Annotated in this window: 19 protein-coding genes; 3 read left to right on the top strand and 16 right to left on the bottom strand. The window is 70.5% G+C overall.

The window, feature by feature from the left end; translation table 11 throughout:
• Window positions 1–145: 145 nt before the first annotated feature.
• Together E4V01_RS14450 and flhA are read right to left on the bottom strand one after the other, a co-directional pair.
• A complete protein-coding gene (locus E4V01_RS14450) occupies window positions 146–1822 on the bottom strand; it encodes a methyl-accepting chemotaxis protein (RefSeq protein ID WP_060772126.1) in 1677 nt (558 codons plus the stop codon).
• Between the two features lie 530 nt (window positions 1823–2352).
• Window positions 2353–4494: a flagellar biosynthesis protein FlhA gene (flhA, locus tag E4V01_RS14445; protein ID WP_060768554.1), complete on the bottom strand. Its 2142-nt coding sequence runs from the start codon at window positions 4492–4494 to the stop codon at window positions 2353–2355.
• A 201-nt stretch (window positions 4495–4695) separates the two neighbouring features.
• Here flhA and E4V01_RS14440 point away from each other — a divergent pair, with 201 nt between their 5' ends.
• Window positions 4696–5001, top strand: a complete 306-nt coding sequence (locus E4V01_RS14440; RefSeq protein ID WP_135298818.1) for a hypothetical protein — start codon at window positions 4696–4698, stop codon at window positions 4999–5001.
• A 36-nt stretch (window positions 5002–5037) separates the two neighbouring features.
• Window positions 5038–5754 (top strand): hypothetical protein, encoded by a 717-nt coding sequence (locus tag E4V01_RS14435; RefSeq protein ID WP_135298817.1) that lies wholly within the window; start codon window positions 5038–5040, stop codon window positions 5752–5754.
• 8 nt (window positions 5755–5762) lie between these two features.
• On the opposite strand, the gene E4V01_RS14430 is transcribed toward E4V01_RS14435, so the two are convergent.
• Together E4V01_RS14430 and E4V01_RS14425 are read right to left on the bottom strand one after the other, a co-directional pair.
• On the bottom strand, window positions 5763–7007 hold the full coding sequence (locus tag E4V01_RS14430) for a capsule biosynthesis protein (protein ID WP_135298816.1): 1245 nt from the start codon (window positions 7005–7007) through the stop codon (window positions 5763–5765).
• Window positions 7008–7157: 150 nt separating this feature from the next.
• A complete protein-coding gene (locus E4V01_RS14425; protein WP_135298815.1) occupies window positions 7158–7811 on the bottom strand; it encodes an ABC transporter ATP-binding protein in 654 nt (217 codons plus the stop codon).
• A gap of 673 nt (window positions 7812–8484) precedes the next feature.
• On the opposite strand from E4V01_RS14425, the gene E4V01_RS14420 reads away from it, so the two are divergent.
• On the top strand, window positions 8485–8793 hold the full coding sequence (locus E4V01_RS14420; RefSeq protein ID WP_245517571.1) for a hypothetical protein: 309 nt from the start codon (window positions 8485–8487) through the stop codon (window positions 8791–8793).
• On the opposite strand, the gene E4V01_RS14415 is transcribed toward E4V01_RS14420, so the two are convergent.
• The 12 genes from E4V01_RS14415 to E4V01_RS14355 all read right to left on the bottom strand — a co-directional run.
• Window positions 8780–11095: a Tex family protein gene (locus E4V01_RS14415; protein WP_135298814.1), complete on the bottom strand. Its 2316-nt coding sequence runs from the start codon at window positions 11093–11095 to the stop codon at window positions 8780–8782. The two genes, E4V01_RS14420 and E4V01_RS14415, sit on opposite strands and share 14 nt — an antisense overlap.
• A 301-nt stretch (window positions 11096–11396) precedes the next feature.
• Window positions 11397–11660: a hypothetical protein gene (locus E4V01_RS14410; RefSeq protein ID WP_135298813.1), complete on the bottom strand. Its 264-nt coding sequence runs from the start codon at window positions 11658–11660 to the stop codon at window positions 11397–11399.
• Window positions 11661–11757: 97 nt separating this feature from the next.
• On the bottom strand, window positions 11758–12183 hold the full coding sequence (locus tag E4V01_RS14405; RefSeq protein ID WP_135298812.1) for a hypothetical protein: 426 nt from the start codon (window positions 12181–12183) through the stop codon (window positions 11758–11760).
• On the bottom strand, window positions 12180–12626 hold the full coding sequence (locus E4V01_RS14400) for a hypothetical protein (protein WP_153227047.1): 447 nt from the start codon (window positions 12624–12626) through the stop codon (window positions 12180–12182). Before E4V01_RS14400 ends, E4V01_RS14405 begins: the two co-directional genes overlap by 4 nt.
• A gap of 25 nt (window positions 12627–12651) precedes the next feature.
• Complete coding sequence (locus E4V01_RS14395) at window positions 12652–13419, bottom strand: hypothetical protein (RefSeq protein WP_245517570.1); 768 nt, start codon at window positions 13417–13419, stop codon at window positions 12652–12654.
• 51 nt (window positions 13420–13470) lie between these two features.
• On the bottom strand, window positions 13471–14466 hold the full coding sequence (locus tag E4V01_RS14390) for a hypothetical protein (RefSeq protein WP_135298810.1): 996 nt from the start codon (window positions 14464–14466) through the stop codon (window positions 13471–13473).
• Between the two features lie 190 nt (window positions 14467–14656).
• Window positions 14657–15622 carry a hypothetical protein gene (locus E4V01_RS14385; protein WP_135298809.1) on the bottom strand — a complete coding sequence of 322 codons (966 nt, stop codon included), beginning with the start codon at window positions 15620–15622 and terminating at the stop codon, window positions 14657–14659.
• A 29-nt stretch (window positions 15623–15651) separates the two neighbouring features.
• Window positions 15652–16500 (bottom strand): OmpA family protein, encoded by an 849-nt coding sequence (locus E4V01_RS14380; RefSeq protein WP_135298808.1) that lies wholly within the window; start codon window positions 16498–16500, stop codon window positions 15652–15654.
• A 223-nt stretch (window positions 16501–16723) separates the two neighbouring features.
• On the bottom strand, window positions 16724–17767 hold the full coding sequence (locus E4V01_RS14375; RefSeq protein ID WP_245517569.1) for a serine protease: 1044 nt from the start codon (window positions 17765–17767) through the stop codon (window positions 16724–16726).
• A 17-nt stretch (window positions 17768–17784) separates the two neighbouring features.
• Window positions 17785–18936: a hypothetical protein gene (locus tag E4V01_RS14370; RefSeq protein WP_135298807.1), complete on the bottom strand. Its 1152-nt coding sequence runs from the start codon at window positions 18934–18936 to the stop codon at window positions 17785–17787.
• Window positions 18937–18943: 7 nt separating this feature from the next.
• Entirely contained in the window at window positions 18944–19504 is a 561-nt protein-coding gene (locus E4V01_RS14365) for a hypothetical protein (protein WP_135298806.1), read from the bottom strand.
• The coding region (locus E4V01_RS14355; protein ID WP_245517568.1) for a caspase family protein at window positions 19501–21903 on the bottom strand (2403 nt) is incomplete at its 5' end. The genes E4V01_RS14365 and E4V01_RS14355, both read right to left, overlap by 4 nt.

The raw sequence follows: 21903 nt of genomic DNA, 5'->3' as shown, positions 1-21903 counted from the left end.
ATCCGACTCAAGCGCCGAGCCGTTTCCCGCCTCCCGGCGACGCCGGCTCTCCAACAGAACAACGCGGGCAGATCGCAGAGCCGAGCCGACCTTTTGAGGTGGGCTCGGCTCTTTTGCCTCCGGCCGTCGGCGATCGCCTCAGGCCTCAGGCCGCGCGCACCGTGGCCAGAAAGCGTCGGACTTCGGCCCGCAGGTGATCGGATTGCTGAGACAGCTCCGTGGCGGCACCGAGCACGTGGGCGGCGGCCGTCCCGGTCTGCTCCGAGGCGCGGGCGACGCCGGAGATGTTGTGCGTCACCTCGCTCGTCCCGGTCGCGGCCTGGGCGACGTTGCGGACGATCTCCTGGGTCGCCGCGCTCTGCTCCTCGACCGCCGCCGCGATCGAGGTGGAGACGCTGCTGATCTCGCGGATGCGGGTGGCGATGTCGCCGATCGCGCCGACCGCCGTGCCGGTCGAGCGTTGGATGCGGGCGATCTGCTCCGAGATGTCCGTGGTCGCCCGCGCCGTCTGGCTCGCGAGCTCCTTCACCTCCGCCGCCACCACGGCGAAGCCGCGGCCCGCCTCGCCCGCGCGCGCGGCCTCGATCGTCGCGTTCAGCGCCAGAAGGTTGGTCTGGCCGGCGATGTCGGAGATCATCGCCACGACGTCGCCGATGCGGGCGGCGGCCTCGCTGAGGTCCTGCACCAGCTTGCCCGTCTGCCCCGCCTCGTCCACCGCGGTGCGGGAGAGGGCGGCCGACCCGTCCACCTGCCGGCCGATCTCCTGGACGGAGCTGCCCAGTTCCTCGGCGGCGGCGGCCACGGTGTTGACGTTCGTGGTCGCCTCCTCGGCGGCGGCAGCGACGGCGGTCGACTGGCTGGCGGTCTGGTTCGCGGTGCCGGCGAGGCCCTGCGCGGTCGATTGCAGTTGTGTGGCGGCGCCGCCGATGGTGGTGACGATGCCGGTGATCGTGCCCTCGAAGTCCTGGATCAGGCCGTTGAGCCGCTCGGCCCGCTGCATCTTGAGCGTCTGATCGGCCTCCTGCGCCCCCTGCAGCTGTTCGCGCTCGATGGCGTTGTCGCGGAAGACCGCCACGGCGCGGGCCATCGCCCCGACCTCGTCGTTGCGCTTGGCCTCCGGCAGGGCGATGTCGGTGCGGCCCTCGGCGAGCCGGCCCATCGTCGCCTGCAGCGCGCTCATCGGCCGGACGATCGAGCGGATGATCGCCCAGGAGGCGACGCCGAGAACGAGCAGGATGCCCAGCGCCACGAACCCGAGGCGCTCGATCTGCTCCCACAGAGTCGCCTTCAGGTCGTCGATATGGACGCCGGTGCCGATATAGACCCCCCAGGGGGCGTAGAACCGGAACACGCCGAGCTTCGGCGTCGCCGCCGCATCGGGCGTCCGCTTCCAGGTGTAGACGACCGAGGCCACCCCATCGCGCACGGCGCGCGGCAGCACGTCGGCGATGAAGGCGTAGCCGGTTGTGTCCTTGAGGTCGCGGAAGCTCTGGCCGATGAACTTCGGGGTGGCGTGGGCGACCACGACGACGTCGCGGTCGTAGACGAAGAAGTAGCCGTCCTTGCCGTGCCGCATCGACGTGACGGCGGCATAGGCGGTGGACCGGGCCGCGGCCTCCGTCATCTCGCCCTTCTCGACGCTCTGGCGGTAGTGATCGATCAGGTTGACGGCCGATTCCGTCATCAGGCTGAGACGGTTGACGCGCTGCCCGTACATCGCCTCGTACTGGTAGGTGAGCGCCACGGCGCCGATCGCCACGAGGCTCAAAGCCGCTAGGGCCACCAGAGCATAGAGCTTTCTCGGGATATCGAACCGGAACATCAGCAAACCCCCGAACGCCCCCAGGTTCAACAATCTTATCGTGGGGCAACGTTGCGTTGATAAATGTCCATCGTTAATGATCCTCAAAGTCCGCGCCAGCCGGATTGCGTTCTCGCGGCCGCCTTCGACCTGGGCAGGCCATCGATCAGTATCCGGCTTTGCCCCCCAGGGGAGGACAACGTCGTCTTGCGGATCGACGCACGATCCGGCGCGTCTTCCCCGGCATCACCACCGTTATCCGCGGGCCGTCACCGCAGGGCGAGCCGGGGCGTCCCATGGGAGATCTGACCGGAAGGGCTTCACTTCGGATCGTTTCGCTTTCCCTCACGACGACGGGGTGAAGCCGCAAGGTCTCGGGCGGAAGCCGCCACACACACATCTGGTCGACGGTTTCGCTCCTCGTCCCGGTCCCTCATCGCTAGCCGAGGCAACAGCGATCTCCCGCGCAACCTCTCCGGACAGGGCCGTGATCCGGGCGCCTTCTGGCGATGACGACGGACTCCGGCTCGATCCGAACGGATCGAACCGCATCACACCGATCCGACCGTCCGTAGCCGCGCGCGGGAATGGATCTCCGCCTGGCTCATCACCGGGGTTTCGCGGCGGAAGCGCTCGATGATCGAGCGGACGAACGGCCGGGCCTGGACCGAGGTGACCAGCACCGGCATCTCGCCCATGCGCGCCGCCTGCTCGAAGCGGTCGCGCACCGTGTTGACGAACTCCGTCAGCCGGGAGGGCTGCATCGCGAGGTAGCGCTCCTCGCGCTCGCCGACGATCGATTCGAGGAAGGCCTGCTCCCAGGCGGGCGACAGGGTGATGATCGGCAGCGTCCCGTCCGGGCCCTGATACTGCGCGCAGATCTGGCGGCCGAGGCGGGCGCGGACATGCTCGACGATGTCGCGCGGGTTCTTCACGTGGCCGGCGACCTCGGCGATGCCCTCGACGATGGAGCCGAGGTCGCGCACCGAGACCCGCTCGGTCAGCAGCAGCTGCAGCACGCGCTGGATGCCGGTGGTGGCGATCTGCGAGGGCACCACCTCCTTGAGCAGTTCCGTGTGCTCCTTGGGCAATTCGCGCAGGAGCTTCTGGACCTCGACGTGGTTCAGGAGTTCCGAGACGTGGGCCTTGATCAGTTCGGTCAGGTGCGTCGAGATCACGGTGGCCGCATCGACCACGGTGTAGCCCTTGAGCTGGGCCTGATCGCGTAAGCCGGCATCGACCCAGGTTGCGGGCAGGCCGAAGGTCGGCTCCAGCAGGTGTTGGCCGGGCAGCTGCACCTGACCGCCCATCGGGTCCATCGCCATGAACTGTCCGGGGAAGACCTGTCCCGTGCCGGCCTCGATTTCCTTCACCCGCACCACGTAGGTGTTGGCCTCCAGGCTCACGTTGTCGAGGATGCGCACCGAGGGCATGACGATTCCGAGCTCCGCCGCGAGTTGGCGGCGCAGGGCCTTGATCTGGTCGGTGAGCCGATCCTGGCCCTCGCCGTTGACGAGGGCGAGGAGCGCGTAGCCCATCTCCAGCTTGAGGTCGTCGAGCTTCAGCAGGTCGGTGACGGTCTCCTCGGCCGGCGCCCCGCCGGGGGCTGCGGCGCCGGGCGTGCCCTCGGCTGCCGCGGGCGGGGTCTCGCGCTGCGTTTTGGCGATGCGCCACGCCGCGTAGCCGGAGGCGCCGCCGAGCGCGAGGAAGGGCAGCATCGGCATACCGGGCAGGAGCGCGATCAGGATCATGACGCCCGCCGACATGCCGAGGGCTTTCGGATAGTTCGCCATCTGCTTGCCGAGCGCCTTGTCGGCCGAGCCTTTCACGCCGGCCTTCGAGACGAGGATGCCGGCCGCGGTCGAGACGATCAGCGCCGGCACCTGGGAGGCCAGCCCGTCGCCGATGGTGAGCAGCGTGTAGGTCTTGGCCGCCTCGGCGAAGCCGAGTCCGTTCTGGGCGACGCCGATGATGATGCCGCCGACCACGTTGATGCCGGTGATGAGGAGTGCGGCCACCGCGTCGCCGCGCACGAACTTCGAGGCACCGTCCATGGCGCCGAAGAACGAGGATTCCTCCTCCAGAGCCGAGCGGCGGGCTTTGGCCACCTTCTCGTCGATCAGCCCGGCCGAGAGGTCGGCGTCGATGGCCATCTGCTTGCCGGGCATGGCGTCGAGGGTGAAGCGCGCCGCCACCTCGGCGATGCGGCCCGAGCCCTTGGTGATGACGACGAAGTTCACGATGATCAGGATCGCGAAGACGATGATCCCGATCACGAAGTTGCCGCCCATCACGAAGTGCCCGAAGGCTTCGATGACGTGACCCGCCGCCGCCGTGCCCTCGTGGCCGTGGCCGAGGATCAGCCGGGTCGAGGCGAGGTTGAGCGCGAGCCGCAGCAAGGTCGCGACCAGCAGCAGCGTCGGGAAGACCGTGAACTCGAGCGGGTTGTCGATGAACAGCCCGGTCATCATGATCAGCACAGAGAGGATGATCGAGACCGCGAGCAGGAGGTCGAGCAGGAAGGCCGGCAGCGGGAAGATCAGCACCGTGAGGATGCCCATCACCGCCGTGGCGAAGAACAGGTCCGAGCGCTTCGAGAGCGCCTGGAAGTTCGCCCGGCTCGGCATACGCAGGGACGACAGGCCGCCGAGCCCGCCTGTTCCCGCTGGAACGGCCCTGGCCGTCTCGCTCATCGCGCCGAATCTCCGAAGACGAATCGCGCGGGCCCACCCGCAGGACCGCACCCGGCAGGATTTGCCGGGTGCAGGGTTAGCGATGCGTTAACGCCGGCCCCGACAACGCCCGCCTCGATACGGAACCTCGGCCGGGGACCGGAGCTTGGTCAGGCAACCGGCTCGGCGAACGGCCGGATTCCTGCGGACGAGCCTCGAGTCATGCGCGCCCCTCTCCTTCTCCTTCTCGCCGTGCTGGCATCGACGGCGGTCCGTGCCGCGCCGGAGCCGGAGGCACCCACCGCGACACCCGCGGAGAAGGCGCACGGGGCGGTGGCCGGGCGGCTCGAACCGGGCGCCAACAGCTTCACCGCCGCGCAGGTGCGCGCACGGTTCGCCGAGATGGGCTTTGCCGACGTTGCCGATCTGCAACTCGACGGACAGGGCATTTGGCGCGGGCGTGCCGAGCATGCGGGCCGCACGCTGAGCGTCGGCATGGATTTCCGGGGCAACGTCGCCGCCGAGTAGCGGCTGGCCACCCCAAATCAGACGAGAGGAACGACCATGGCAACACGCGCCGTCACCGCCCTGTTCGACAATCAGGACACCGCCGCCCGCGTCATCGATCGCATCGAGGCGGAGGGGGTGCCGCACTCGGATATCGGCATCGTTTCGCTGAACGGCGCGGATCGGCCGGCCGGCGCCTTGGCCGGTGGCGCCACGGGTGAGTCGGTGGCGCCGGGCCATGCCTCGGCAAGCGAGCACGAGGGTTCGGCGGCCGAAGGGGCGGGTGCGGGTGCGACGGTCGGCACCGTCCTCGGCGGCGGCGCGGGCCTGCTCGCGAGCCTGGGGCTGCTCGCGATTCCCGGCGCCGGTCCGGTGATCGCGGCGGGCTGGCTCGTCGCCGCCCTGTCGGGGGCAGGGGTGGGGGCGGCCGCGGGTGGCCTGATCGGCGCCTTGACCGGCGCGGGGCTGAGCGGCGCCGATGCCGAGACCTATGCTGAGGGGATCCGGCGCGGTGGCACCCTGGTCACCGTGCGGGCGGACGGGGAGGTCGCCGACCGCGTCATCGCCCTGATGCAGCGCGCCGGGGCGGTCGATCTCGACGAGCGCGCCGAGGGCTGGCGGGCGCAGGGCTGGACCGGCGGAACCACGGGTGAGCCGCGCGCGACCGGAACGCCCTCGCCGGTGCCCGACCCGGCCCTCGCGCCCGAGCCAGGTACGCCGGCCGATCCCACCGCCTCGCCGCCGACCCGCCGTCCGCCCGGCGAGATCGCCTGACCGGTGCGTCAGCTATAGAGATACTTGCGGATCAGGACGCTGAAGCCGAACAAAGCCATGGCCACGAGCGCGACGATGCTCGTGATCAGGTGCTTGCGCGGTTCGATCGCCGATGTGGGCACGACCGGATTGACCACGGGGGTGAAGAACTCGATCTGACGGTTGGCGACGATGCGGGCCTGCTCGCTCGCGGCCAACACCTTGTTGTGATAGAGCAGCGCGTTCTTGCGCTCGTTCTCCAGCCCCTCGAATTCCGTCATCGCCTCCGACAGCAGGCGTCGCTGATCCGGATCGGTGCTGGTCATCTGCCGTTCGATCTTCTCGATGTTGTCATCGAGATCCTGGATCTGCGCCTTCAAATCCTGAATCGGACGCCGCTCCGGCGCGAGGTCGCGCAGGCTCTGGTTGAGCTGCACCGAGAGGTCGATGCGCTTCTTGCGCAGCTCCGCGATGACCGTGAGGTTGTTCTTGTTGGCCGATTGCGCATCGAGAATGCCGGCGCGGTTGCGCAGGTCGCGCATGGCACGCTGGACGGTGAGCAGGCGCTCTTCGGCGTTCTTGAGTTCGCGGGTGCTCTCAGCCAGCGCGGCGTTGCGCGCCTTGAGGCTGAGTTCGTTCACCATGCGCTCGCTCTCGTCCAGAAGCGCGCGAGTCAGCGTGTAGGATTCCTGCGGATCGAAGGCGGCGACCTTCAGGCTGATGATACCGCCATTGGAATCGACCGAGGTCGTCACGCGCTTGTGCCAGTAGAGCATGAACCGCTCGATCGGCTCGCTGGCGTCGAAGCGCGAGAAGAAGTCGATGCCATCCCGCGAGAACATTTCGCGAAGCGGCATCTGCCGCTCCATGGTCTCGATCATCTGCCGGCTGGCGATGTAGCTCGTCGTGATCAGCGTGTCCTGGGCGATCATCTGCTTGGACAGGGAGCTGTTGTTGCCCGTTTCTTCGCTCTGCACCTTGTCGACGTTGCCGAGCGCCGGGCGCAGGGCGAAGCGTGCCTCGGTGATGTAGCGGTCGGAGGCGACGAGGTAGAAATAGCCGGCGGTGACCATCGTCGGCAGCAGGAACAGAAGCACGAAGAAGGCGGGGATCCAGGGATCGCGCCGGATATGCGTCTGATAGGCGCGAATGCCCTTCTTGTGGTCGGACTGGCGCGCGATGCGGGCGAACCGCTTGAGCGATTCCGTGACCGCGGTCGAGCGGTCGGCGGTGGTCACCGCTGCGCTGTTCGGACTGCTGATCTCGGTGCTCATGGTCTCGGTGCTCGCACGCCTCGCGCGGTCTGCCGTGCCGCATCAAGGGGCAGCGACGGAGCGCACGCTTGCGTCTCTGGCCCGCCCTCGCGGCGAAAGCGTGTCCGAACCTTGAAAGGGGCCGATGCGGTCACGCGGCCGGGCGACCCCTCAGCTGTTCAGGCGCCGGTAGGCGGTGATCGCCTCATCGACATCGTCGTAGACCACCGCCTGCCCGTTGATCAGGATCAGCGCCTGACTGCAATATTCGCGGATCTGTTCCATGCTGTGGGAAATCAGGATCACGTCCGCGGTTTCGCGCCGCTTGTTGAACACCTCGGCGCACCGCTTCTGGAAGCGCGCGTCGCCCACCGAGAGCGTTTCGTCGATGAGGTAGGTGTCGAAGGGAATCGCCATGCTCATCCCGAAGGCGAGCCGCGAGCCCATGCCGGAGGAGTAGGTGCTAACCGGCATGTTGAGGTAGCTGCCGAGTTCAGAGAAATCCTCGACGAATTCGAGCACGCGCCGCGGATCTTCTCCGTAGATTCGGGAAACGAAGATGACGTTGTCGCGACCCGTCATCTTGTAGTTGAAGCCGCCCGCAAAGCCCAGCGGCCAGGAGACGCGAAGGCCCCGGACGATGCGGCCCCGGGTCGGCTCCTCGACGCCGGCGATGAGCTTCATGGTGGTCGATTTGCCGGCACCGTTGATCCCCATGATGCCGTAGCTGATGCCGGGCTTCAGGGTGAAGTTCACCCGGTCCAGGATGGTGCGCCGCCGACCATAGGTGGAATAGACCTTGGTGACGTTCTCGAAGCGGATCACGGTTCGGTAGGCTCCACCGGTGAACGTTGCGGGCCGGACCGACGCGACGGATGCGCGCGCCGTACGACCGCCGCGTCGCCAGCGAAAGTCGGCGAGGCATATCGGGCGGGTGAAGCCCGCACCTTGTGCCGCGTAGGAAACCGAAAAAAACGGCGAATCTGGGGACGGCAAGGCGATGCGAACCCGCGCGACGCCATCTCGAACGCGAGGGTCTCCGGGGCGGCGTGCACAAGGGGATCTGCCCGCTCTGCTGCACTGCGTCCGAGTGTCCTCCCTCCGCGATGAGCACGGCGTCGGCCATCCCGATCTTTGTCGATGTTTCACGTCATGGGATGCCATCGCCGCCGGATACGCTGAGTGCGATCAAGAGATGCCAAATGATGTTCGGGCGAACGAAGCTATAGAATGTTGGGTCAAGCGGCATAAATGCCGAGGCGTGTGCAATCGATTGCCTGGACGAATTGCTTTTGCTCAAGGGATATTTGAGGAGACAATGTTAAGTCGGCGAGACTGCTCTCACTGTATCGGCGATGGACCGTCGGGGCGACAGCTCGCTCATGAGCAGCCTTTCGCGTGCCTGAAACTGTCCGGTTTGATCCCCGGCGCCTACCTTGGGTTGATATTTTACGTGAAATAATTTCTTCTAGGTTTGTTTTTGGCAATGGAGCTGGTCTTGAATCCCGATCTCATCGAGACTCGCGAAGAGGCTCTGGCACTCGTGGACGCGGACCTGATCACGATCCAGGACTACCTCGTGCTGTGCCGGTTCAAGAGCTGGAATTCGGCCGGGCATACGCCCGCCGTCGCGCTGACGAAGCAGGCCGGGCTACCACTCTGTCGGAACGCGCATTCCCACCGTGAGGCGGGCGACGTGCTGGGGTGGCCGGCTCACCGGTCGGCGACGGTCCCGGAGGTCTCCCGCCGCGAGAAGCCGGTCCCCGCCCGCGGGCAGATCGTACGCTTTTCGCTCAGGAACGCTTAGGCGACGAGACGCCGGCGCGCCGGAGCGCTTCGGCCAGCGCCCCGTCCTGCAGCGGGGCTGTGGGCGCCGGGCGCCGGGGCTGCGCATCGGGGCGGGGGGCGTTTCCACGCGGCGCCGTCGCGCCCTCGAGGGGGTCGTCGAGCCGCATCGACAGTGCGATCCGCTTGCGCGGTACATCGACCGACAGCACCAGCACGCGCACCACGTCGCCGGTCTTCACCACCTCGGAGGGCGAGGCGATCCGCTTGCGGGCCATCGCCGAGATGTGGACGAGCCCGTCCTGATGCACGCCGATATCGACGAAGGCGCCGAAGGCCGCGACGTTGGTGACAACGCCCTCCAACTGCATCCCGGGCTTGAGGTCGCCGATCGTCTCGACGCCTTCCTGGAAGCTCGCCGTCTTGAAGGCCGGGCGCGGGTCGCGGCCGGGCTTTTCCAGCTCGGTGATGATGTCGCGCACGGTCGGCACGCCGAAGCGTTCGTCGGCGAAGGCGGCGGGCGAGAGCGGGCGTAGAACCGCGGCATTGCCGATCAGCACGCGGATGTCGCTCTTCGTCGCCTCGAGAATGCGTCGCACCACCGGATAGGCCTCCGGGTGGACGCCGGAGCGGTCGAGCGGGTCCTCGCCATCGGGGATGCGCAGGAAGCCCGCCGCGAGTTCAAAAGTCTTGGCGCCGAGGCCCGGCACCTTCTTCAGCCCGGCACGGGTCCGGAACGGGCCGTTGGCGTCGCGGTGGGTGACGATCTTGTCCGCCACCGACGTGCCGAGGCCCGAGACCTGGGCCAGGAGCGGGCCGGAGGCGGTGTTCACATCGACACCGACCGCGTTCACCGCGTCCTCGACCACCGCTTGAAGCGAGCGCGAAAGCTTCTGCTCGGTGACGTCGTGCTGGTATTGGCCGACGCCGATGGATTTCGGGTCGATCTTCACCAGTTCCGCCAGCGGGTCCTGTAGGCGCCGGGCGATGGAGACGGCGCCGCGATGCGACACGTCGAGATCGGGCAACTCACGGGTGGCGATGGCCGAGGCCGAGTAGACGGAGGCGCCGGCCTCCGACACCGTGACCTTGGCCATCTTGAGATCGGGGTTGGCGGCCAGGATCTCGGTGGCGAGCCGGTCGGTCTCCCGCGAGGCGGTGCCGTTGCCGATGGCGATCAACTCGACGCCGTGCTGGCGGCAGAGACGGGAGAGCGAGGCCACCGCCTCCTTCCAGCGCCGCTGCGGCTCGTGCGGATAGGTGGTCTCGACCGCCACGACCTTGCCGGTGCGGTCGACCACGGCCGCCTTCACGCCGTTGCGGTAGCCGGGATCGAGCCCGAGCGTCGCTCGCCCGCCCGCCGGGGCCGCGAGCAGAAGATCCTTGAGGTTGCCGGCAAACACCTTCACCGCTGCCTCCTCCGCCCGCTCGAACAGGCGCGCGCGCAGATCGGCCTTGATGCCGGTGCGGATCTTGGTGCGCCAGGCGATGCGAACGGTGTCGAGCAGCCACGCATCCGCCGGACGGCCGCGCGCGGACACGCCGAACCGGCGGCAAACGGCGAGTTCGAACGGCCCCGGCACGCCCGCCGCCGAATCCTCGCCTTCGGCCGCGAAGGCGAGGTCGAGCACCTCCTCCTTCTCGCCGCGAAACACCGCCAGCACCCGGTGCGAGGGCATCCGCTCCAGGCGCTCGCGCCAATCGAAATAGTCGGAGAACTTCTGACCCGTCGTCTCCTTGCCCTTGCGGACCTTCGCCACGGCCTCGCCCCCGCGCCAAAAATCCTCGCGCAGGCGGCCGATCAGGTCGGCATCCTCGGCGAAGCGCTCGATCAGGATCGCCCGGGCGCCCTCCAGGGCCGCCTCGGCGGTTTCGATGCCCTTGGCGGCGTCCACGAAGCCCTGCGCCGCCCGCTCCGGCACCGTCTCGGGGCGCGTGAGCAGGGTCTCGGCCAGCGGCGCGAGCCCGGCCTCGCGGGCGGTCTGCGCCTTGCTGCGGCGTTTGGGCCGGAACGGCAGGTAGATGTCTTCCAGCCGCGCCTTGGTGTCGGCGGCAGCGATGGCGGCGGCGAGTTCCGGCGTCAGCTTGCCCTGGGCGCGGATGCTCTCGGTGACGCTTGCACGCCGGTCGCGCAGCTCGCGCAGATAGCCCAGCCGCTCCTCGAGGGTGCGGAGCTGCGCGTCGTCCAGCGAGTCGGTCGCCTCCTTGCGGTAGCGGGCGATGAACGGAACCGTGTAGCCGCCGTCGAGCAGATCCACGGCCGCGGCCACCTGCGCCTCGCGGGCACCGAGTTCCTCGGCGATCAGCAGGTTCACGCTCTTCACGGGATCAGGCCTCGGTCGCAGTGGCAGGGAATGTCGAGCGGCCGTCCTTCTCCGATCGGGCGAGGCGGCGCAAGCGGTGCCCGTTCTTCGGAGAGCGCGCAGTCGTCCGCGCTGAACACGCTGTCGCCGGCGAAGATCATGTCGCGATCGACCTCGGGCGGCTCATTCTGGGAGCTGTAGGCGAAGAACAGGCGCCGGCTGTGTCCGTCCGCGCCGGTCGGGGTGAGGGTGTGGCGGATTCTTTCGACGAACCGGTGGCCGATTCTTCGGATTACGCGCGAAGACCGGCGCGGCAACGGCCTCACGACAGCCACGTGCTCGCGAGCGCCCGCAGGCCGATGCCGAGCCAGATCAGACCCGTCAGCAGCATGAAGGGCAGGGCCAGGATGACCAGCCAGCCCATCATCAGCAGGGTGTAGAGCAGGCCGCCGATATCGATGCCGGCGACGAGGCAGGGATGCGCGCTTCCCTCGTCCACCCGGCAGCCGGTGAGGTGGGCCAGCCCGAAGCCGAGCGCGAACAGCAGGGCCGGCGTCCACACGAGGGCGGTCACGGCAAGCATCATGCGCCGGCTTCTCCGCGGAAGATTCCATCCTCGCCGATCCGTTCTGCACCACCGGACGTTCCGCTTCGGGCGACGCGATGCTGCCGGCATGCGGGGCTCATAGGGTGAAGCTCGCGACCCAGATCCGCCGCCAGCCGGGTTCGGCCGGCGCGACGACGACCTTCACTGACCGGCGCCCGTCGTACGGCGCCTCGCCGCCGAAGCTTCCCTCCGGCGGCGTCGCGATCCAGCCCTCGAACGACGTGCTCAGCAAGCCGAGCCCCGGATCGACGCCCGCTTCGAGACCGTCCGGTATGAGGCGGGCGGCGAAGGCGTCGGCTTCCGCCTCCGGCGCGTCGAGGCGCAGCAGGACCAGCCGGTCGATACCCGCCTCGGTGTAGGTCCGCAGGTCGCGGCGGCCGGGCGGCAGGGGCGTTGCGAGAAAGGCCTCGACGGCCTCCGGCGTCATCGTCGTCGGCGGGAATGAGCAGGCCGCGAGTATTGGACCGGCGGCGAGGGCGACGAGAAAAGCGCGCCGGATCATGTCTCGCTCCACCGGCCGCTAAAGCCGAGGATGCGCAATCCCTGCTCCGTCTCCTCCAGGGGGAAGCGACCGAGGACCTCCGGCACCGCGCGGGCGTGCGCCCCGTCCTGGGGGACGGTGGGTACGGGGCGTCCGTCCCGGCTGGGCCATCGGGCGAGGGTGGGTCGCTCGCGCCACGCGATGGCGCGCAGCTCGAACGGGCCGACCGCGATCGAATCGACGGAAGGCCGCGGCGGCCAGAGGTCGGCCCGCGTCGGCCGGGTCATGACCCGCGGCCCGGGACAAGCGATGAACTGCACGATGATCTGCCCCCGGCCGAAGCCAGCTTCGTCGAGGGCGCAGAGACGCTTGCGCCACGTCGTGTCCGACATGTGCGCGCGCGAGAAGTCTCGCCGCGCCCGGGCGCCGAGGCGGCGAAGGGTTTCCCGGCCGTGCTCCGTCATGCCCGGTCCCATCGCCTGCACCCCGTCACGGTTCGCGCCGGTAGACGCCGCGGAAGGTGACGTTCATGCCGCCGCAGGCGAGGTTGTCCTCCACCACGAGCCAGGGGCCGAGGCGCCGCAGCCAGACCTTGCAATCGGACGCGCCGCCCTTCTCGACCGGCAGGGTCTCTTTCTCACCCATGGCGAAGCTGGCGCCGTCGCCCCTGGGCGTGACCGTGCCGGAGATCTCGCCGAGATGAACGCCGCCGCGCTTCACCCGCTCGTGATCGCCGAGGCCCCAGGTCGCCTCGCCCGAGATCGCGAGCGCGCCGGGCTTGTCCCCCGGCTTCACCTGAATGCGCCCTTCCGCCTGGGTCCAGGTGCCGAGCCAGTCGTCGAGCGCGACCGGGGCCGGCGGCTCGGCCGCCACGGCGTCGGCCGGGATCCAGCCGGTCCGGGCCAAATCGCCCTTCGCGCCGCGGTAGCTGGCGCAGACATAGCCGCCGCGGCGCTCGCCCAGGATCACGGGGTCGCCGGTCACCAGATAGGCCCGCTCGCGGCATTCCGCGCTGGCATCGGGGCAGCCGTTCTGCGCGAGCCCGTCCCTGACGAAGGGGGTGCGGCCCGTCGCGGTGATCCGCCCGAAGCCGAGGGCCGGTCCCTCGGAGAGCGAGGGCGTGCGCCGGCACTCGTTCTTCGCGGAGGCCTCCCGATCCTGCGCCCGTGCGGCGCCCGTGGTGGCAGCGAGAAGTGCCAGCAGGATCAGGCCGCGTGACCGAAGGCCCGGCCGGGGGATCGAATGGGGGTAGCTCACGGAAGCGCTCTCGGTCTGGACGATGCGAACGGGGGATCGCGGCACGAGGGCTCAGCGCATCGCGACCGAAGCGGCGACGCGCTCGGCGCGAGCCAGCGCGTCGGCCCGGCCGGCATCGGCGAAGCCGATCACGCGCATATAGCGCCCGCCTTCGAACACCGTCGTCTGGGTCATGCCAAGCGTCCGCCCGTTCCTGGCATCGGTGCCGGTGCCGCGCAGGCGCACCACGACGGCGCCGCCACGGGTGCTGCGTGCCTCGTCGGTGATCGCCACGTCCTTCAGATCCTTCTGCGTGGTGAAGATCCGGCGGGCGTAGGCGACCTCCGCCCCCGCCGGCGCCTGACCCAGCGAGGGCGCGACGATGACCACCGGCTGCTCGCGCTCGGGATCGATGTCCTTCGGTCCCTCGGTCAGGATGAGGCCGTTGCCGGCGAACACCCCCATCGGGCGGAAGCCTGCGGTGTCGCCGACGGTGTAGGGAAGGGCCGCGACCTGATCGGCGAGGCTCGCCTTGGTCCGGAAGGCGATCGTGCGCAGGGCCGCCTCGACCGCCGGAGCCGGCACCTGCTTGGCCGCCGTCTCGGGCACCTGAACGGTGACGAGCCCGGTGCCGGAGGTGCCGCGCACCACGGCGACCCACTTGGTGTAGGTGAGCCCGTTGGCACCCTGCATTCCCCGCAGGACGAAGCCCTCGCCACCCGCGACGGTCAGTGGCTCGGGTCCGCCCTTCACCCGGAAGCCGGAGGGCACCATGGCCTCGGGCGTGAACTTCCCGTTGATCTGATCCCAGGCCTCCGGCGGCATCTCCACGAGGACGATCGAGGCGCCGGAGCGGTGCTCGAAACCCGAAAACCTCGCGGCCGGCTTCATGCCGGGCGGCGGAGCGAGGCCGAGCGAGCCGGCGGGCGGGAAGACCGGCTCGGCCGCGAGGACCGGCGCCGAAGAGGCCGTCAGCGCGCTCATCAGCCCTGCGAACAGGCCGCGCCGGGCCCACCGGCCGGGGACGAGGCGGGCGAGGGTGCGGCGCAGCGGGGTGCGATCGGTCATGGGGTCTCTCCGAAGGCGGCGTGCAGAAGCGCGTCGAGGGTATCGGCTGCGGTGCGTCCGGGCCACAGCGCCATCCGTGGACCCGAGTGGCGCCGGGACCGAACCGGTCAAGTTCGAACCGGTCGTCGTGGATCGCGATCTCGCGGGCCGGCCCCATCAGGCACAGCCTCGGCCATGTCCGGCACCGGGGTCAGCGGGTGGCGACGCGGCTGACGACGAAGGTGTTGCCGGAGAACTGGACCTGCCCCGGCGCGCTCATGTGCTCGAGCATGAGGCGCAGGTTGCGGCCGAGCCGCGCCGAATCGGAGCGGGTCTCGTACCAGTACTCGGCGGTGGCGCCGGAGGAGCGCACCGGGCGATGGTGCTCGTAGCAGCGGAAGGCGGCCATGTACTCCTCCGCCGCCTGCACCTCCTGCGGCGAGAACCCGCTGAGGCGCACGACATAGGCCGTCGGCAGGCCGCCGCAGGCTCCACCTGCTGCCGCGGGCGGGGGCTCGGTGCCGGGAAGCGCGTTCGGAAGGGCGTTCGCAGGCGCACCGGCATCGGCGCCACGGCGGGGGGCGATCACGCCGTCGAGCTTGGCCGTGAGCGCGGTGGCGACGTCGGCGGCGATGCTTTTGGCCTCGGCGCCCACCCGTTCGAGCAGGCATTCCCGGTCGCAGCCCTGGGGCAGGGGCGGAAGCTGCAGCCCCGCCACCTCGAAGGCGCCGAGCGATTGTCCGGTGCGCACATTGAGGAGCCGGCCGGGGATGCGCACCTCTGGCCGCACGATGTCGGAATAGCCCGATTTCGAGGCCGAAGCGTAGACTTGGAACACCGCCACCACGTCGAGCGGCGGGTTCTGGACCGCGCGGGCGACCTCGATCAGCTCCGCGTCGCGGCGGCGGACCCGGTTGGCCTGGGTGATCCCCATCGCCACCGCGGTCTCGTCGTAGACGTTGTAGCCGCGCAGGTTCATCGTTTCGGAGAGTTCGGCGATCACCCGCTGGAAGATGCGGTTGCCGCGGGGCACGGAATCCTCGTCGGCATCCTCGCCCATCACGACGATATTCGGCCGGGTCTGCGCCTCGGCCTGCGCGGCGAAGCCGAGGAGGGCGCCGCCGATCAGGGCGAGGGTGGCGAGCGTTCGGGCGGGTGTGCGCAGTATCGGAAGCATCCTGTGGGTCGGCGGTGATGTCGCGAGGGTCATTCGGTGCAGGGCAGCGGCGTCGGCGCCGCGTCGAAATCGTCGAGGTCGAGCGGGAGGCGGCGGCGCGGATCGCCGAGCCCGTCCGCCCCGCAGCCTTCCGCGGCGGCGGGCAGGACGAAGCGCAGGGCGCCGCTTTGCAGGGGCGCGATCAGGCTCACCTCGACCCGCCGGTTGATCCGCGCGAGGGGCTGGGCCGGATCCTTCGGCCGGGACGGACCCCAGCCGTGGATGCGAAGGCGGCGCGGATCGATGCCGTAGGCCTCGGCGAGATGGGCCTTCACCGCACGGGCGCGGGCGAGCGACAGGCGCCGGTTGTAGCCGAGCCCGCCCGCGGCATCGGTGTGTCCGGCGATGAGGAAGCCGTGGGCGGCCAGATCGCGGGATTGCAGCGCTTGGCCCAGCGGTTCGAGCTGGACGCGCGCCTCCGGCGCCAGGCGGGCGCTGTCGTAGGCGAAGAACACGGTAAGATCGACCGAGCGGGCGGGATCGACCCGCAGGCTCGGGCCGCCATCGCCGGGCGAGACCGCGACCGGCGCGGCGGGACGGCCCGGATTGCCGTCGGCGAAGGGGGCGAGCGAGCGGATGATCGCGTTCGCGGACGGGTTCACCGCCCCGGCTTCGGCCTGCTCGGCGGCCTCGTCACGGGCCGGCGGCGCCTCCGCCTCGGCGGCGGGTGTGCGGGTGCCCGGCGCCTCGGTCAGCGGGTTGGCACGGGCGGGTGCGACGGCGAGGATGACGCTCGCCGCCAGAATCGGGCCGAGACGCCGACGCCATGCCGGCGCCGCTTCCCCGGCCTTTCCGCCTGCACCGCGCGCAGGCGCGGCTGTCCCCTCGATTGCCCCCATGGCTTTCGTCTCCGTCTCAAGAGGCCTTGCCGCGGCCCCGTCCCCCCGCATCCCTGGACTTCGCAGAGCGGCTTTTGCCGCCTGCTTATGAGAAAAAACGCGAATGCGTTCGCGGCGCCCCGCTTACCCCCCGACCCGCCACGGATCGATGACGCTGATTCCGGCGGCCTCGAACGGGGTGGTAGCCGAGTGCCATCATATCGCAACCTTGCCGGGTGCCACGTCAGCGCCCGCGCAGGATCGCGTTCATGCTCGCGGGGTCGAGGGGCCCGTCCGCGGGCGGGGCGGCGGGTTTGGCGGAGGGCGCCGCACTCGCTTTGGGCGGCGCGTCGCCGGCGGGTGAAGCGGCGGCGACCGGGCGGCCCTGGCCGGCGGCGATCGCGGCGAGGATGGGGCTGCGCCCGAGGATCGCCGAGAGCCGGGTCGCCTTGTTGAAGCTCGACGGATCTTTGGGGTCGAGGCCGCCCTCCTTGTGCAGGGCGATACCGGCCACGGAGGCGTCGAACATCAGCGAGCCGGAGGAGCCGCCGAGCGTGTCGCAGCGGTGGCGCAGGTCCGGCCCCTCGGCCTGATCCTTCATCGCGAAGCAGCGGAAGCGGCTCATCACCTTCGGCCGCCCGAGCGGGTGATGGATCACGAGCATCGAGCGGTTGCCCGGAACTGTCTCGCCCGAGAGGCGGACTGTGCCGTAGGTCGCACTCGGGTTTCCGGCGACGCGGGCCAGCGCGTAGTCGAGGCGGGCGTCGTGCTCGACCGGCTTCGGGTCGATCTCGAAGCGGCGCGCGCCCTTCCCGTCCAGCGTCAGGAAATCCATCAGGATCGACGCCTTGATCGGGGTCAGGTCGCCCGATTGCGGCAGGCAATGGTGGTTGGTCAGCACGGAGTCGCCGGGCAGCAGCGCCCCGGTGCAGGAGGCGCCGACCTGCTGCCCGGTGCGGTTGTTGCGCAGAACGATGTCGACGCGGCCGATCGGGCGAGCGAGCGCGGCGAGCCCGTCCTTCGGGTCGAGCTCGCTGATCGGCTCGAACGCCCCCTTGTTCTGATCGACATAGGCCGCCGCGTCGCCGGTCGTCTGACGCAGCGGAAGCTGCGCCCGGCCGTAATCGGCGGGGTCGAAGCCGACGCTCTGCGCCCGCGCGGGGCCGGCTGTGCAGAGGGCCAGCAGCAGGCAAGCGGCGGCCCGGCGTCTCCGGCGGATCGGGGTCATCGTCTCCCTCCTCTGCGTCAGCATCGTCGTCGGGCCGCTCGCGGCGGGGTCGAACATCATCGGCTGCGGCTCCGCCATCAGCGCGTCAGAGCGTGGATGATCCGGCCGCCGGACAGGGCGGCGCCCGGTTTCGGTTGAGCCTGGACCGCGTAGACGAGGTTCTGCCGCCCGGCCGCGCGCAGGAAGTAGCCTTGCGCCCCGTCGGCGAGCCGGACCGGGGGCAGGGCGGCGGCGCGCAGCTCCGGCCCGATTTCGAGCCGCAGCCCCGGTGCCGCCGCGATGGCGACCCCGCACAGTTCGGGCACGAGCCGGGTCGGCGCGAGGCGGTCGCCGTCCTCCGGTGCGACAGGGCGGCGCTCGGCCGGCTCGGCGCCGAAGGCGACGCGGCGGCAGGACGAGCCGGGCGGCGCCCGCAATTCCTCGACGCGGATCGCGGCCGGCGTCTCGACCGGGGGAGGGGAGGGCGCGGCGATCTCGGCCAAGGAGGCGGGCAGGGCAGCGGGTTCGTTCCCCGCGCCGACGCTTGGGGCCTGCCGGGCCCCGAGCGCGATGAATCCGCCGAGCGCGACGAGGCCGACGGCCGCGGCGGCGCTCACGGGCAGGGCGAGGCGGAGCGTGCGGCGCCGCGGCTCCGGTGCGGTCGCCCGTCCCGGCCGGGTCAGCGCCTCCACGGCCGCCGGAACATTCCCGGCCGGCAGAATGTGGGGCGCTTCCTTCCGTCCGAGCGCGCGGAAGGCCGCCGCGGCCGGCTCCCGCTCCGGCCCGTCCGGCAGCAGGACCGCGAGCGGCACCTCCGGCGCCGCGGCGAGCAAGGCGCGGGAGCGCTCGATCTTGTCGAGGAGCGCGTAGTCGCCGGGCAGGACCGCGAGGTCGAGATCGACCGCGCCGGTCGCCCAGAGGATTAGGTCGGCCTGCGCCGGCTCCGCGACGAAGCGGTGGCCGCGGGCGGCGAGGCCGTGGGCGAGACAGACCGGCACCTCCCAGGAGCGGCCGGCATCGAACGAGCCCGACAGGCGCAGTTCGTGCGGCAGGCCCCCGTCGCCGCCGAGCCGGGCGACGGGCCCGCCCGGTGCGCAGAGCCGCGCGTAGTCGGGCGACCAGGGCAGGGGGCGGTAATCGCCGTCGGCGAAGGCGGCCGGCGCCGGCAGGCCGGGACGTCGGTTCAAAGACCTCAGACGGAGCGGCTCCCGGGTCGTCGGGATGAGGACGAGGATCGCGAGCCCGGTCATGCCACGCTCATGCCGGATGCACTCCACCGGGGCGCGGCCCGCTTCCTCCCAGCAGGAACACCGCGCAGGCCGGATCGCGCAGCATGCGGCCGAGCCGGTCGGCCTCGGCCAAGGCCGGATCGAGGGCGAGCAGGATCGCGCCGTCGACCGGCGGGCCGAGATCGAGCCGCACCGTCTCGTCACCGAGCCAAGCTTCGATCCGCCGCGGCATCGGCCCGTCCGGCCCGCGCAGGATCAGGAGCGGCGGCGTGCCCTCCAGAATCTCCAGCTCGAACGGGCCGCCCCGGCGCCGCGTCAGCCCCCCGTCCGAGGCCGCGGCCGCGAGGGGAGCGTGGGCCAGGGCCTGTGCGCCGAGCAGGGTGCGGTAGCGCTGCGCGGCCTCGGGATCGGAGCGGATCGCCCGGACCACCGCGAGATCGACCGGGCCGCCCGGCTCCCGGTTGGCATGCGCCCAGAGGGCGGCGTGACCCGGCTGAGCGGCGCGGCTTGGCCGGACAGCGGTTGTCTGCACTCGCATCAGGGCGCGGGCGGCGTGGATTTCGGCGAGCAGTTGGGCTTCGTCGCTCACGCAGCCGCCTCCTCGGCATAAGCCGCCGCGAAGGCGGCCGCGAAGACGGATCGATCCGCTGCGAAGGCCGCGTCGAGCGGGCGCTGCCGGGCCAAAGCCGCGAGCGCCCGTTCGAGGCGGCCGGCTTCTTCGGTGAGGCGCAGGAGCGCGGCTTGCGTGGCAGCAAAGCCCGCGGTGAGGGCAGCGCGGTCCTCGAAACCGGCCCGGCGCACCCGGCGCAGATCCGCCTCCGCGGCCTCCAGCGCGGCCCGCACCTCCGGGGTGAGTCCGTCGCGCTCGGCGATGCGCAGGGCCGCCGCGATGCGCAGCATCCGGGCGAGATGAGCGGCGAGCGCGCCGGCCCGCTCTTGGAGCGCCGCGTAGCTCTTGGCCTCGGCGCAGGTCGCCCGCTCGGCGACTTCGGCCCCGCCGCCGCCCCGGCGCAGGCGGTTGGCGATGCCCGATTGCACCCGCCCGAAGCTCGCCGCCCGCAAAGCCGTCAGCGGACGGGTGCGGTGGAACGGCTCCAGGCGCAGGAAGTCGGCGAGGTCCTCGCGCTCGGCCCCGGGCTTGAGCGCCCGCAGCACCATGTCGGTGGAGCGCACGCCCGGAAAGTAGCGGCCGAAACCGTTGTCGATCAGCGTCGCCATCGTCGCCATGGCGACGGGATCGCCCTTGTCGGCCGCCTGCCGGAACAGGTCGAAACCCTGTCGCAGATCCCTCGGGAAGCCGTAGGCACCGGTCGCGTAGTGCGGCACCAGCTTCGAGATCGAGGGCCCGTCGCCGCCCGCCACCGCGCGCTTGTAGAGCGCGACCGCCTCCGCCTCGCTCTTCGGGATGCCGTTGCCGTATTCGAGCATCCGCGCGGCGTTGGCGAGCGCCACCACGTTGCCGCCTTCGCCTGCCTGCCGGTAGAGCCGGAAGGCTTCGGCCTGCCCGCGCTTGACCCCCTGGCCGTTCTCGTAGAGCGCGGCGAGGTTGTTCATTGCCGAGACGCTGCCGGCCTTGGCCGCCCGGTCGTAGGCGGCAAACGCGTCCTTGGAGCGGTCGGCCCGGTCGTAGGCGCGGCCGAGCTGGTAGCTGAGGCGGCGCAGTTGCGGATAGGAGGCCGCCGCGCCGCGGCAGGCCTCGATGGCGGCCGAGGCCTCGACCCGCCCGAGCTTCACCCCCGGCACGCCCTTCGGCCGGTCGGGATCGTCGGTGCCGGCGGCAAGCGCGTCGCAGCGCTTCACCCGCGGATCGGTGCTCGGATTGGCGCCGCCGAGATAGCCCTCCGCGAGACTGCGATAGGCGCAGGTTTCGCCGCAGGAATCGAGATAAGCCTGATACTGCCGTTGCGCGCCGAACTTGGCCCAGTTCTCCTGGTCGATCGCCGCCGCGTCGCGCTTGCGGCCGGCGAGCAGCCGGTCCATCGCCTGGGAACGGTAGGCGCAGGCTTCGCCGCAGGTGCCGACATAGGCTTCGAAAGCCTCGCGCGTGCCGAGGTTTTCCGCCCGCCGCCACGCCGCCTCGTCGCGGATCGCCGCGACGCCGCCGGCCACCGCCGTGACGGGGAGCGAGGCCTTCACCACGATCGGTGCGTCGTCGATCTCCGGCACTTGTTCCCGGCCCGAGACGCGCCGCGCCGCCTCCTCGACCTCGCGGCGCAGGTAGCCCTTCAGCTCCGGCCACTGGATCAACCCGTCGCCGTTGCCGGCCCCATCCTTGGCGTCGGCGAGACCCGAAACGCCCATCAGGAAACGGCTCGTCAGCAGGCCGAGCTTGTTCGTCTCGTCCCAGTTCGCGGGCGTCGCGCCGGAGGTGGCGACGAGGCGGACGATGCCGCTCTCCGCCTTCGGCCGGGCCGGGGCAAAGCCGGGCGCAGAGACCGCGAGCAGGCTCTCGCCCTTGCGCCCGGTCTCGCCGGTGAAGCAGGCATCGACCATCACCACGAGCTGGCGTTCGGGCCCGATCTTGCGCTTCACGAGGTCGAGGTTGCGGTAGAGGGTTTCGAGAGAATATCCGCTCTCGCCCTGGTTCGGGTTGCCGTCCTCGGGCAGCAGGAAGGGCTGCCGCGTCGTCAGATCCGGCACGCCGTGGCCGGAATAGTACACGAACACGTTCGAACGACCCTCGCGCACGCTGCGCCAGAGCCGGCCCGATTGCGGGTTGCGCTCGGTGCCGAAGGCTTGGTTGAACTCGTTGAGCGTCGCGTCCTTCAGGATGAAGACGTTGCTCTCGCGGTAGCCGAGACGCTCGATGAGATAGGCGCGGATCGCCTCGGCGTCGTTGTGGGCGTAATCGACCGGCACCGTCTGCTTGTAGCTGCGGTTGCCGATCACCACCGCGACCGAGTCGGCGTTGTCGGTGAAGGGCATCGCTTCGGGTGTCGCTTGGGCCAGCGCGAGTTCGGCCGGCACCACGAGGGCAAGGCAGGCGGT

It is taken from the genome of Methylorubrum sp. Q1, from assembly GCF_004683995.1.
Classification (GTDB): domain Bacteria; phylum Pseudomonadota; class Alphaproteobacteria; order Rhizobiales; family Beijerinckiaceae; genus Methylobacterium.
The sequence above is the reverse complement of the archived record's forward strand: the minus strand, read 5'-3'. Positions and strand labels throughout refer to the sequence as shown.

Excerpts from the sequence above, each read along its gene's own strand:
- E4V01_RS14450 (WP_060772126.1), bottom strand. The coding sequence starts at position 1,822 with ATGTTCCGGTTCGATATCCCGAGAAAGCTCTATGCTCTGGTGGCCCTA.
- flhA (WP_060768554.1), bottom strand. The coding sequence starts at position 4,494 with ATGAGCGAGACGGCCAGGGCCGTTCCAGCGGGAACAGGCGGGCTCGGC.
- E4V01_RS14440 (WP_135298818.1), top strand. The coding sequence starts at position 4,696 with ATGCGCGCCCCTCTCCTTCTCCTTCTCGCCGTGCTGGCATCGACGGCG.
- E4V01_RS14435 (WP_135298817.1), top strand. The coding sequence starts at position 5,038 with ATGGCAACACGCGCCGTCACCGCCCTGTTCGACAATCAGGACACCGCC.
- E4V01_RS14430 (WP_135298816.1), bottom strand. The coding sequence starts at position 7,007 with ATGAGCACCGAGATCAGCAGTCCGAACAGCGCAGCGGTGACCACCGCC.
- E4V01_RS14410 (WP_135298813.1), bottom strand. The coding sequence starts at position 11,660 with ATGATGCTTGCCGTGACCGCCCTCGTGTGGACGCCGGCCCTGCTGTTC.
- E4V01_RS14405 (WP_135298812.1), bottom strand. The coding sequence starts at position 12,183 with ATGATCCGGCGCGCTTTTCTCGTCGCCCTCGCCGCCGGTCCAATACTC.
- E4V01_RS14400 (WP_153227047.1), bottom strand. The coding sequence starts at position 12,626 with ATGACGGAGCACGGCCGGGAAACCCTTCGCCGCCTCGGCGCCCGGGCG.
- E4V01_RS14390 (WP_135298810.1), bottom strand. The coding sequence starts at position 14,466 with ATGACCGATCGCACCCCGCTGCGCCGCACCCTCGCCCGCCTCGTCCCC.
- E4V01_RS14385 (WP_135298809.1), bottom strand. The coding sequence starts at position 15,622 with ATGCTTCCGATACTGCGCACACCCGCCCGAACGCTCGCCACCCTCGCC.
- E4V01_RS14380 (WP_135298808.1), bottom strand. The coding sequence starts at position 16,500 with ATGGGGGCAATCGAGGGGACAGCCGCGCCTGCGCGCGGTGCAGGCGGA.
- E4V01_RS14375 (WP_245517569.1), bottom strand. The coding sequence starts at position 17,767 with ATGATGTTCGACCCCGCCGCGAGCGGCCCGACGACGATGCTGACGCAG.
- E4V01_RS14370 (WP_135298807.1), bottom strand. The coding sequence starts at position 18,936 with ATGACCGGGCTCGCGATCCTCGTCCTCATCCCGACGACCCGGGAGCCG.